Genomic DNA, 12,510 nt, shown 5'->3' with positions numbered 1-12,510 from the left:
GGCCCACCGCTCAGCTCAGAAGCACCTGAACAGCTTGTTGTTGATGCTCTGGGCACGATCCGAAGCGATGTCCCCGTCGTCCTCGATGTCGAAGTAGATGACCGTGCGGTAGCCCCACCGTGTGTCGTTGTCATGTGTGCAGTGGTAGACGGTGTCCACAAACGGGTAACCGCCCCACCAGGCGCGCCTGCATCCCGCCTTCCAGCCGCTGTCCTTGTGTGCGACCGTCGTCCAGTAACCGAGAGCGCCGTTGTACTGTTCGAGGTCGACTCTCAGCCGGCAGCTGTCCGGCCGCGACGTGCACCCGGTCACCCGGCCGACAGCGTGGATGCTCCTGCTGGTGGATGTCAGGACATCCGGGTCGTCTGCGTCTGCGAAACACTGGATGGCGGCGGCCTTTGCGGTGGCCACCCGCTGGTGGTGCTCGGGAACGGCTGCGGTGGCCTGCGCCGGCGCCAGCAGCAGGCTCACGAACAACAAGAGCGGGATTCCTCCCAGTGCGGTACGAAATCTCATCCCCATGATCCCTCCGGATGTTCCTTGGCGTGGTTCCTTTTCCCTACGCCGGGGTTGATGTGGGCGTGCCCAGCGTGCTCCCGAGACCTTGTGCAGATCTGGAATCGACTGGTCATTGCCGTAAAGGTGCCTTCGGAATGGCGAGGCTGGAAGTACGCGGCCGGAGAAGACACGCGCAAGTGGGCGCCGACCTTCACTCGCTACGCCAGGTTCGGCGACGCGACCTTCGCCGGCCACGCCGAGTTCGGCGGGGCGACCTTCGACAGCTACGCCGGGTTCTTCGGGGCGGCCTTCACCCGCGACCCCGGGTCAGTTGGGGCGACCTTCAGAGACTACGCCCCGTTTGGCGGGGCGAACTTCACCGGCGACGCCACCCTCACCAGCGACGCAAAGCTCAACGAGGCGCTCCGAAGCACTGCGGCTTGGCTCGACGAGGCGATCCGAGAGGTGCGCTCCTCTGACCCGACTGCTCACGACGCACTGCCACCTGACGAGACGCCTCCCAGTCCGGAAGGAAGCGCCCCTTAAGGCTGCGACGTCCTGCGACCGACTGCACGAGCCCGTGGCGGGCCACCGAGTGGTCGTAGCTGATGGTCTGCCCGCGCGCGGCAAGTCGTGCCTACGGTTCAGACACCTCATGTGCGTACCTGCGGGGCGGACTGGTAGCCCGCTGTCGGTGCCGGGGCTGTGCCCGCCGCCCTTCATCGTGGTCAACGGTCACGCTCGAACCGGGTCCACAAGCAAAGTGTGCCGTGCAGCCGGTAGCGATGGCTGTAGGTGCGGGTCATGCCGTAGTGGGCCAGGTACTCCCCGCGTAGGCACTGCACAGAGCTGCCGGCAGCAGGGCGGATGGGTACCAGGTCACCGAATTCGCCGCGGGCGCCGGAGTGTGGGCCGCCGACTGTAGGTTCTCATTGACCGTGACATGTTGATGATGAATAGCCTGTGGTTCCTCGGCTGTCTCAACCCGATGCCACCATGACCAGTCTCAGTGTACGTGTCATTTCTTGTTGGAGGTGTCAGTTCCTGTGGTTGTGTTACGCAAGCGGACCGCCCAGCGACAGGTGGTGTATGAGTCGGTTGCGCGGAGCGCGATGGTGGCACGGCTTCGTGTCGGTGGTCATCGCCGCCGGAGTCGGAGTGGTAACCGATTTGGCCACCGGCGAATTCTCGTGGGCGTTGACCGTGGCCTTGGTCGTGCTCGTGGCGGTCCAGGTCGGCTTGTCAGTGTGGCAAGCAGGGCGTGAGCGGCAAGATCTGCGGGATGCGCGCGACGCGATGCTGGGGCCTCTGCGCTCACCCGCACCCATCTTTTCGACCGACCAGACGGCTACCGGACAGGGCGACGGGGTATCTGGAGCGCGGGGTGTGGTGCATTGGCTGACCGCTCCGTTCAGTCCGACTCCGTTGTGGGGCCGGAGCGCCGTTCATGACCGGCTTGTGGCGTGGTGTGAACACCGTGATCCGCGGGCTGAGGTGGCGAGGGTGGTGGTTGGCTCAGCTGGGGTGGGCAAGAGTCGTCTGGCTTTGGCGGTGGCGGAGTTCCTGCTCGGCAAGGACTGGGCGGCCGGTCGCCTGCAGGGTGATGGAGCGGGGCTCGTCGAGCGGATCGTCGCTGCCGACGACCCGACGCTGGTGATCGTCGACGACGCCGACCGTGTTTCCGTTTCCGTACTGGAAGCTCTGCTCGGTGGAGCGATACGCCACCCCGATCTGGTCCGTGTGGTGTTGCTTGCCCGTACGGCTGCGGCAGTGCCGGTGCTGTCCGACACGGTTTTGCCGCATCTGAGGCGGATCGAGACGCTGGAACCCGTTGGTGAGGCCGGTGACCGGCAGCGCTGGTATGGGGAGGCCGTTCGGGCCTACGCCCGCGCGCTGCAGGTCTCTCCGCCGGACTTGTCGGATCGTCCGGTTGGGTCGGACGATGATACGCCGCTGGTGCTGCATGCGCGTGCGCTGCTGGCGGTGCTGGGGCGGATCAATACCCGCACCGAGCCGCCGTCCGGGCTGTTCACCGAGCTGGTCGCGCTGGAGCAACGCGGCTGGGCCGCTGACCTGTCGCGGCTGCCTGTGGGGTGTGACGTGGATACCCTCGCCGAGGCCCTGACGGTGCTGCTGCTGTCTCCTGCCGCTGATGTTGAGGAGGCAGCGACGCTCCTGCGTCGGCTACCTCAGTTCGCTCACGACTCTGCGCAGGAGTCCCGTGTCGCCGTTGCCGGCTGGGTGCACCGACGTTACCCCCTAGGGCCTGACCACCGGCCAGACCTGGTTCCTCACCTCATCGCCGATCGCCTGGTCCTTGACACCCTTAGCCGCCGCCCGCAGCTGCTGCGTGATCAGGATGCTCTTACCGCGGCGCCGGTGCTAGCCCGTGCCTCCACCACTTACGATGATGCACTCGAACAGCTCACCATCCTGCTCGCCCACAAAATCAACCAGCTCCCTGAAGCACTTGCCATAATCCTGGCCACCGGCGTCACCGGCCACCTGCTTGATAGAGCTTTGGCCAATTTGATCAGTACCGACGTCGTCGATGACATCCGCGCCTGCGAACGGCTCCTCGCGCTCACCCCGCCGGCAACGTTTCCCCACCTGCGTATTGCCTTTGGCCAGCTACTCGTCACCCACCGCCGCGAACAGGTCGAGAAAGAGCCAGATCAGTATCGTCCTGGCCTCGCTAAGTCTCTGTACATACTCGGGACCGACCTGTGGGAGGTGGGGCGGTATCGAGAAGCCCTGGACGCCATTGGCGAGGCCGTCGCGATCCGCCGTCGGCTGGTCGACATCGAGCCTGAACCGTATCTCCCTCTGCTCGCCAGCTCGCTGAGCAGCCTGGGGGCTTGCTTGCGGGCGGCGCGGCGGTATCGGGAAGCCCTGGGGGGCAGTAACGAGGCCGTCGCGATCTACCGTCGGCTGGCCGACAAAGAGCCTGAACGGTATCGGCCTCCGTTCGCCACCTCCCTGAACAACCTTGGGTTGAACCTGGATGACGTAGGGCGATATTGGGAAGCCCTGGAGGCCAGTAATGAGGCCGTCGCGATCTACCGTCGGCTGGCCGACAAAGAGCCTGATCAATACCGCTCCGACCTTGCCGACTGTCTGGTCAACCTCGGGAGTCGCCTGCGGGCGGTGGGGCGGCATCGGGAAGCCGTTGAGATCACTGAAGAGGCCGTCACGATCTACCGTCGGCTGATTGACGTCGAGCCCGAACGGCATCGCTCCGATCTTGCCAGCTCTCTGAACAATCTTGGGGCCTATCTGCGGGAGGCGGGGCGGTATCGGGAAGCTTTGCAGGCCACTGATGAGAGCGTGACGATCCGTCGTCGACTGGTCGACATCGAGCCTGAGCGGTACCGTCCCGATCTTGCTAGCTCTCTGAGTATCCATGGGGCTTGTCTGCGGGCAATGGCGCGGTGTCGGGAAGCCGTGAAAGCTGGCGATGAGGCCGTTACGATCTTCCGCACGGTGGTCGACATCGAGCCTGAACGGTACCGTCCCGACCTTGCCAATTCTCTGAACAACCTCGGGCTCAGCCTGGAGGGGGTGGGGCGGTATCGGGACGCGCTGGAGGTCGTTGATGAGGCCGTCGCGATCTACCGTCGGCTGGTCGACGTCGAGCCTGAAGCGTATCGCACCGCCCTTGCCGACTGTCTAAGCAACTTCGGAGCTTGCATGCGGAGGGTGGGGCGGTATCGGGACGCGCTGGAGGTCGTTGATGAGGCCGTCGCGATCTACCGTCGGCTGGCCGACAAAGAGCCGGAACCGTATCGCGCTGCCCTTGCCGACCGTTTGAAGGAGCTTGCGATCTATCGACGGGATCTCGATGACATCGAAGGGGCACTCGTAGCCAGACGTGAATCGCTGTCGATGTGGAGAGCCTGCAGCGAAAAAGATCCACAGGAATATGAAGCGCGTTATCGAAGCGAGCTGGCGAGTCTTTGCCAGCATCTGGCCCGTCTCGGCCGCCACGATGAAGCAGTAGCTCTCGGTCTTGAACCGCCGGACTCGTCCGCTCAGCGCACCAACAACGCCTAAAGTCAGCTGTCCGCACAAGGCTGCATCAACTCCAACCGCGACATGCGGAGGCGGAGGCTGCTTGCCGGGTATCGTCGTCGTCCAGCACGACCTTGTCGTTAGCGACCGCCCAGCTCGGCGCCAAGGTCTTCCGAGCTGCGGCCGCCGCGCACGTACTGCTCGTGCAGCCACGGCGCGTCGCGGAGTCCCACTCGAACGGCCAACGGTGTCAAGGAATGATCATCCCAATTTTGTGGCACGAGTGCGATCTCGCTGCCAAGATCTTTGGGAAAGTGCCATCGAATTTGGGACCCTACAGCGGCCGACTGTAGGGTCTCGCCGCGCGTGACATGTCGATCTTGTTCGACCTGCGGATTCTCCGTTGTCTCACGATGATGTCACCCAAGATCAGTCTCAGGACTGTGTCATTTCTTCAGCCAGGGCTTGGCGAGCTCGTCTGAGCTTTGGCTGTTGGTGAGCGGGACTATGAGTCTGTGGAGGGTGGCCATTCAAGACGTTGCGGATGTGCTTGCTGCTGGTGCCACAGGTCACGGCGATCTTCTTCGCGCTGGGTCTGTCCTTGGTGAGGAAGGCCGCCTGGGCTGACGAGCCGGGCCGCCGGCCCAGAGCGGACGCTTGGACGAGGATCGGCGCAGGGGTTACTGGCCGGTCATGAAGTGTTCAAGTAGCCAACCGATGGCCGCCCGGGCAGCGCCGGATGCGAGTCCGGCGACCGCGGCGAGGGTAAGTTTGCGCAGCTTGGGCTTCTTCTCGCGGAGGCGAGCGTTCATGGTCTTCTCCCGGTGATTACTTGAGGCCGGAGGAGCCGGCCGGATCTCCTGACGGACCAGTCGAGCGAATCAACCTGTGTGGGGGTCCGGTCAGCGGTTCGGATGCATCCGGAGTAATCGGCTGGACCGTCCCTGCCACCGAGCGTTGGATCAACCTGGCTGACGCCAGGGTGGTGGGGCCTTCTACGGTTGTCCGGTAGGTCCGGCGGATGGCCACCGGACAGGCAGGAGCCGACGTGATGAGCATCGACCCGGCAGAGATCAGCAGCTTGGCCGACCTGGCCGAAGGCTTCAACGCGCTGCGTGGCCGTCGCTCGTATGCGCAGTTGACTGCGGCGGCAAAGAAGCTGTCCTTGCGCACCGGGCGCCAGCCGACATTGCCACGTTCAACACTGAAGTGATCTCAGCAACTTTCAGTTCAGTCGGCCGTGTTCGAAGTGGGTGAGTACGAGTGCGGCGTTGACGATGGTGCCGATCTTGCGGGGGCTGGTGGTGATGTGGCGGAGTGCTCGCCAGCGGCCGAGGAGGAGCGCGAAGGCGCGTTCGCCGAGGCAGCGCAGTCCGCGGAGCAGGGCGTTGTAGGTGCGGTTGTCGGCATCCAGTACCTGGTTGCCGGCGGGTTGTTTGACCGGGGTGTGCACGCCGATCCCGGTGCCGGCGTAGCCGCCGTCGGCCAGGGTGGGCAGGTCGAGGTGGGAGTAGGCCCAGTACAGGGCGCCGAGTACATGCTCTCGGGCTGCGGTGATGTCGTGGGTCGAGCCTGGCTCGACCTCGGAGCACCAGAGTGGGAATCCGTCGGGTTCGGTCAGTACCTGGACGTTTCCGCCCTGTTTGCGGTGCTTGCCGGAGTACCAGGCGTCGATCTGCTCGCCTTTGACGCTGGTGGTCTTCTCCCCGAGCCTGTCGGCGGAGAACAGCTTGCCGTCCAGGACGAGGTGGGTCAGACCGTCGTCGTTGGCGCGCTGCAACGCTTCGTGCAGGTCCGGGGCTTGGGCGGCGAGCACTTCGATGACCTCGTCCAGGTAGCGGTAACCGGTCGCTCGGGAGATGCCGCAATCCCGCGCCAGCGCCGCCACGTCCCGGTCCTCCCGGAACCAGCGCAACCCGAACACGGCTTGGCGGAAGCAGGTCAACGCGCGGCTGCGGCGTCGGGTGCCCCGCTCGCGACGCTCAGCGTTCAGCAGCCGGCTGAGGTAGTGGGCAAGTGCGCGCGGCACGTCGAGCATGGCACGATAGGCGATCACGTGGAGTCCTTCGGGTGAAGATCACTTTGGCGAGCGTTCTTCTACCAGGGACTCCACGCCCGTCTTCACACCAGATCCCCCTGCCGCCACACGGATCCGGCACCATCCCACCCAAGCTGGCCCGATCTTGGTGAGATCACCTCACTGAGTGACCTGCTGAATGGCAAGTCGATGCCCTCGAAAGACACGGCGATCATATTCCTGAGCGTGTGCGGCCTGGCCACCGAGCAGGCGCGGCAACCGTGGCTGGATGCATGGGAACGAGTCGCTGCCGCTCATATGCGCCACCCAGCCGGGGCGGTACGGGTGCGTCAGGCACGGCCACGGCTGCTCGGAGTCCATACCGCGATCCACGTCGACGACGCTGCCGGTGAGATGCCCGTGTATGTGCCGCGCGATAGGGACCCAGACCTGTGTACTGCGATCAATGCTGCCGGCGGACCCGGGGGCTTCGTACTTCTAGTTGGCAGCTCGTCGGTCGGCAAGTCCCGGATGTTGTTCGAAGCCGTCCGCGAGGAGCTGCCCCAGTGGTGGTTGCTGCACCCGGCCAACGCCGATGCGATCCGCGCGTTCGCCGCGGCGCCGACGCAGCGCACCATCCTGTGGCTCGACGAGCTGCAGTACTACCTCGATCGCCCCCACCGGCCTACCAGCAGGCACAGTCCGCGACCTGATCAATGCGGGAACGGTGCTGGTAGCCACCCTGTTGCGGCGCGAATACGGTGATCGCATCACCCAACCTAACCCCGGTCAGCCAGACTTGTATGCCAACGATCGACAACTGCTCAGCCTTGCTCACGTCATCGATGTCTCGGACACGTTCAGCGGCGCTGAGCTAGAGCGGGCTAAGGACCTCGCCGGCGAGGACGCACGCATCCGCGTTGCCAAGGACACACCTGATGCCGGCGTCACGCAAGTTCTGGCCGGTGGCCCCCAACTGGTCGAGCGGTGGAACAGCGCCGACACATACACCCGAGCAGTGCTGACCGTCGCTGTCGACGCGGCGCGACTGGGCACGCACTCGCCCTTGCCGTCGCGCCTGCTGCAGGAGGCCGCGCCTGGCTACTGCACGGATGTCGAAAGAGCCCAAGCCCCGACCGACTGGTTCGAACAAGCGATGGCGTATACCAGCCGCCTGCTGCTGGGTGCCGTCGCCCCGCTCGCTCCAGTTGCCGATGGCATGACGATGGGTGTTACCGCCGGGTACCGGCTGGCCTCCTACCTTTTGCAACACGCCGAGCCCGAGCGCGCTCAGCATTGCCCGCCGGCCACCTTCTGGGAGGCCTGCCTCGCCCACCTCAGCAACCACGGTGATCTGGAACGCCTCGGCCACGCAGCAGACACAAGGATGCGCTACATGTATGCAATTCCACTGCTGCGCCGTGCCGCCCCGCGCGACGGCTACCTCGCAGAACGGCTGGGCTGGCTGCTCTTCGACCAGGGAAACTTCGACGAAGCAGTCTCGATCTTCCGCACACTTGCTGAAACCGATCCGGTTATGGGATCCCGGTTGCTCGTGATCGAAGCGGGACTCGACCAAGCGCGAGCGAAAATCAACTACGACATTCCGTCCGCTGCCAGCGAGGCCCGCATGCTGAAGGGGCTCGAAGGCAGCCGCCGGCTCCGCCAACAACTCACCCACGAATCGCCGATCACGCAAGAAGCCCTCATCAGCCAGATCTTTGGTACCTCTGACGTGAGCGAGCTGGAGCGGCGCGCCAAGAGCGACGATATCAACGCAGCTTACAAACTGGTTGATATCTTGGCCGTCAAGGGGCAATTCGAAAAGGATGCTCCCAACTCTGCACATGCTCGTTGACAACGGTCTTCCCGGTGCGGATGGTCGACTGATCGCCGCCATAGTTGAACTGGGTAGAAGCGAAGACGCGTATCGACTGGCCCGATTCGGACTCACCGCAGACGGACACATCGAGTCGCAATCGGCACCCCCAGTCGACAACTGACCATGGCATGTCTCGGATTTCGACCCACCGATAAGCGTTGGCCCATCCGCTGCGCAGCCCGGGCCGCTCTCAAGCCTGCAAGACCCCGCTGAGAACGGACGCTAATCTCACCGCGATGCCGCATACGACATCCGTACGACATCGTCCGTGAGATTACGACATCAGTCGTGAGACCCTACACCGACGGCGGGCTGGCTGGCCGTCACCGGAAGTCGCGCGAGGGCGCGGTCGCCATCGACAGGTCAAGCGCCTCGAGCCGGTCAGCGACGAGGGTGACGATGCCTTCGGCCGCCTGAACCTGGCCGCGAATGAGCAGGGCGGTGCTGGCGCGGGCGACGATCCGGTGACGTTGCCACAGCCCGGGCGAGACGAGGACGTTGGCCATGCCGGTCTCGTCTTCGAGGTTGAGGAAGGTGATCCCGCCGGCGGTGGCCGGGCGCTGCCGGTGGGTGACCGCGCCGCCGACCCACACCCGCGTGCCGCCTCGGCTCGCATGAGCTCGGCGACGGTGATCGCCCCGCGCGCGGTGAGCAGCTCGCGCAGGTACTGCACGGGGTGGCTGTCTGGGGAGACGCCGGTGGACCACAGGTCGGCGGCGGTCACCTCCAGCCGTGTCATGCCCGGCAGGGCGGGTGCGTCGAGGCCCGGGGCGAGGCCGGGGAGGTGCCCGGCGCGGGTTGCCGCGGCGGTGCCGGCGGCCCAGAGGTCCTGGCGCCGGTCGCCGCCGAACCTGCTGAACGCCCCGGCGGTGGCTAGGGCTTCGGCGGCGTCCTTCTTCAGCTGGACGCGGCCGGTCAGGTCGCCGATGCTCGTGTAGGGGCCGTTCGCGTCGCGTTCGGCGACGATCGCCTCGGCCACCGTGTCGCCGAGGTGGCGGATGCCTGCGAGGCCGAGCCGGAGCGCGACGCCGCCGGTGCCTTCGGGGTCGGGTTCGAGGGTGGCGTTGGCGAGGCTGGTGTTGATGTCCGGTTCGCGGACGTGGACGCCGTGGCGGCGGGCGTCGGCGACCAGGGACTGCGGGCTGTAGAAGCCCATCGGCTGGGCGCGCAGCAGCCCGGCGCAGAACGCCGCCGGGTAGTAGCGCTTGAACCACGCCGACGCGTACACCAGCAGCGCGAAGGACATCGAGTGCGCTTCGGGGAAGCCGTACCCGGAGAAGGCGTGGATCTGCTCGAAGATCCGGGTGGCGAGCTCGCGGTCGAGGCCGTTGGCTTCGCACCCGGCGAAGAACCGCGCCATCAGCGCCTTCATCTTGGCGCTGGAGTGCTTGGCGCCCATGGCGCGGCGCAGCTGATCGGCCTCGGCCGGGCTGAAGCTGGCGACGTCGACGGCCATCTGCATCACCTGCTCCTGGAACAAGGGCACGCCGAGGGTGCGGTCCAGGCTGCCGGCGAGCAGCGGGTGGGCGTGCTGCCACTCCCTCCTCGCCGCGGCGGCGCCGGATGTAGGGGTGCACCGAGCCGCCCTGGATCGGGCCGGGCCGGATCAGCGCGACTTCGACGACCAGGTCGTAGAACTTCCGCGGCCGCAACCGCGGCAACGTCGCCAGCTGCGCGCGCGACTCGACCTGGAACACGCCGACCGCGTCGGCTTCGCAGAGCATGTCGTAGACCTTGGGGTCAGCCAGGTCCAGCTTGCCGATGTCCACGACGGTGTCGTGGTGCTCGGCGACGAGGTCGATCATGTAGTGCAGGGCCGAGAGCATGCCGAGGCCGAGCAGGTCGAACTTGACCAGCCCGACGGTGGCGCAGTCGTCCTTGTCCCACTGCAAGATCGACCGATCGGCCATGGTCGCCCACTCGACCGGCACGATCTCCGACACCGGCTGCTTGGAGATGACCATGCCGCCGGAGTGGATGCCGAGGTGGCGCGGAAAGTCCTCGATCCGGCCGGCCAGCTCGAGCACATCGGCAGGGATCTCACCGGAGCTCTGCTGTTTCGTCGCGGCGACGCCACCCCACCGATCGACCAGTTTACTGTAGGCGTCCTGCTGGCCTGGCGAGTGTCCGAGCGCCTTGGCCGCGTCCCGCACCGCCGACGGCGCCCGGTAGGTGATGACGTTGGCGACCTGCGCGGCGTGGAACCGGCCGTGCTTGTCGTAGACGTACTGGATGGCCTCCTCGCGGCGACCGGACTCGATGTCGATGTCAATGTCCGGCGGCCCGTCCCGCTCCGGCGCGAGGAACCGCTCGAACAGCAGGTTCCACCTCACCGGGTCCGCGTGGCAGATCCCCAGCGCGTAGCAGACCGCCGAGTTCGCCGCCGACCCGCGGCCTTGGCAGAGGATGTTGTTCTCCTTGCAGAACCGGACGATGTCCCACACGACGAGGAAGTAGCCGGGGAAGCCCAGCTGCTTGATCACGTCGAGTTCGTGCTCGAGCTGGGCGTACGCCTGCGGCGACTCGGTGCGGGTGCCGTAGCGGGTGGCGGCGCCGGCCCAGGTCAGCTCGGCCAGGAACGACATCTCGTCGTGCCCGGCTGGTACGGGGAACGGCGGCAGATCCGGCGCCACGAGCTGCAGGTCGAACGCCACCTCCACCCCGAGCACCGCGGCCCGGCCGACCGCGCCGGGGTAGCGGCGCTCGAAGCGGCGTCGTTGCTCTATCCCGGACCGCAGGAATGTCTGCCCCGACGGGGGTCGCCACCCCTCCAGCTCCTCAGCCGACCGGCGAGCGCGGACCGCGGCGACAGCGTCGGCGACGGGCGCGTCTTCCGGGCGTGCGTAGTGGACGTTGTTCGACACGACCGTCGGCAACCGCAACGCACGGGCCAGCTCGTCGAGCAGGTCGTTGGCCGCGTCGTCGAGGGGCCGGCGGTGGTTGATCAGCTCGACGGCGACGTGGGAGTGCCCGAACCAGTCGACCAGCCGCTCCAGCTCGGCCCGCGCGGCGGCCGGGCCATGCTCGGCGAGTGCACGGCGGACCGGGCCTTTGCGGCAGCCGGTGAGGACCACGACGTGCCCGGCCAGTTCGTCGACCACCTCCTCCAGGTCGTAGACGGGTCGGCCTTTCTCGCCGCCGGCGATCTGGGCGTGGGAGATGACCCGGCAGAGGCGGTGGTAGCCCTCCTGCTGCCGCGCCAGGACCAGCAGGTGCGACCCGGCCGGATCCGGCTCGCCAGCCTGCGGAGCAGGCAGGTCGAGCGAGAGCTCGGCGCCGAACCCCACCCGTACGCCGAGCTCGCGGGCGGCGTCGTTGAACCGAACTGCGCCGTACATGCCGTCGTGGTCGGTCAGCACCAGCGCGTCGAGCTCCAGCCGCGCGGCCTCCTCGACGAGGGTCTCGGGGTGGCTTGCGCCGTCGAGGAAGCTGAAGTTGGAGTGGACGTGCAGCTCCGCATACGGCGCGCGAACCCGGTCCCCGCCGTCGTCGCGGCTGCGACGATCACGCAAGTCCGCCGGGGCGCCGGTGTAGCCCTCGCGCTTGCGTGACCAGGCTGGAGAGTCGCTGCCGTGGCCGAGGACGGGCGCGCGCCCGGAGGCGATCCGCTCGACCTCGGACCACGGCACGCTCGGGTTGTTGAATTGGAGAGACGGTTCGCGTCTGACCGTTGACCGGTCGGCTGTGTGCCGGGTTCCCACTGGTGTACCACCCTGTCGCGCTCGGGTCGCCGTGGGGAAGACAGCGTGTTCACTTCCCGCTGATAGCCACTGCCACACTGCCATCAGGGGAACAGGTGTTCGATTCTAGGTCTCATGATGGCGAAGTCAACCGCAACAGGTCGAACTCACTCTCCGGTTGACCGGGCCCGCAGCGCAGGGCGCTCACGTCCACGGTTGGCAGTCAGCAGGAGTACCCGGGCGCGTTGCAAGGCAGGTCGGAAACCTCCAGTCCGAGCTGAGCGAGCTGATCCGCGTGTAGCACCCGCCCCCGGCTGGTCGCTCGTCCAGCATGCGGAGGCGCCTCCGGGAACGTCACCGACGTTCGCAGCCTGCAGGCCGACTCCGGCGTAGGAGAGGAAACTGGGGCTAATCGGGTTCGC

General features: G+C 66.4%; 7 protein-coding genes and 1 pseudogene. 5 read left to right on the top strand and 3 right to left on the bottom strand.

Translation table 11 applies throughout. The features are described 5' to 3' along the window. Positions 1-15: 15 nt before the first annotated feature. Positions 16-471, bottom strand: coding sequence for a hypothetical protein (locus AB0M82_RS01210; protein WP_364716333.1), 456 nt, complete (start codon positions 469-471; stop codon positions 16-18). 135 nt (positions 472-606) lie between these two features. Between AB0M82_RS01210 and AB0M82_RS01205 the strand changes: the two genes are divergently transcribed. The 3 genes from AB0M82_RS01205 (at position 607) to AB0M82_RS01195 (ending at position 5,722) form a co-directional block, all read left to right on the top strand. Continuing rightward, positions 607-1,044 (top strand): hypothetical protein, encoded by a 438-nt coding sequence (locus tag AB0M82_RS01205; RefSeq protein ID WP_364716330.1) that lies wholly within the window; start codon positions 607-609, stop codon positions 1,042-1,044. Between the two features lie 582 nt (positions 1,045-1,626). Next, positions 1,627-4,551 (top strand): tetratricopeptide repeat protein, encoded by a 2,925-nt coding sequence (locus AB0M82_RS01200; protein WP_364716328.1) that lies wholly within the window; start codon positions 1,627-1,629, stop codon positions 4,549-4,551. Positions 4,552-5,557: 1,006 nt separating this feature from the next. After that, positions 5,558-5,722 (top strand): hypothetical protein, encoded by a 165-nt coding sequence (locus tag AB0M82_RS01195; RefSeq protein WP_364716327.1) that lies wholly within the window; start codon positions 5,558-5,560, stop codon positions 5,720-5,722. Positions 5,723-5,734: 12 nt separating this feature from the next. Here the strand turns inward: AB0M82_RS01195 and AB0M82_RS01190 are convergent, their stop codons facing one another. Continuing rightward, the gene (locus tag AB0M82_RS01190; protein ID WP_364716325.1) at positions 5,735-6,565 is read right to left on the bottom strand and encodes a transposase family protein; all 831 of its coding nucleotides are present in this window, start codon (positions 6,563-6,565) and stop codon (positions 5,735-5,737) included. Between the two features lie 171 nt (positions 6,566-6,736). Here AB0M82_RS01190 and AB0M82_RS01185 point away from each other — a divergent pair, with 171 nt between their 5' ends. Continuing rightward, positions 6,737-7,291, top strand: a complete 555-nt coding sequence (locus AB0M82_RS01185; RefSeq protein ID WP_364716322.1) for a hypothetical protein — start codon at positions 6,737-6,739, stop codon at positions 7,289-7,291. Then, positions 7,254-8,384 (top strand): hypothetical protein, encoded by a 1,131-nt coding sequence (locus tag AB0M82_RS01180; RefSeq protein WP_364716320.1) that lies wholly within the window; start codon positions 7,254-7,256, stop codon positions 8,382-8,384. Before AB0M82_RS01185 ends, AB0M82_RS01180 begins: the two co-directional genes overlap by 38 nt. Positions 8,385-8,731: 347 nt before the next feature. Here the strand turns inward: AB0M82_RS01180 and AB0M82_RS01175 are convergent. Then, positions 8,732-12,109: pseudogene (locus AB0M82_RS01175) on the bottom strand (error-prone DNA polymerase). Positions 12,110-12,510 lie beyond the last annotated feature (401 nt).

Source organism: Amycolatopsis sp. NPDC051128, from assembly GCF_040682715.1.
Lineage (GTDB): Bacteria > Actinomycetota > Actinomycetes > Mycobacteriales > Pseudonocardiaceae > Amycolatopsis.
This window is presented reverse-complemented; position numbering and strand designations above follow the sequence as displayed.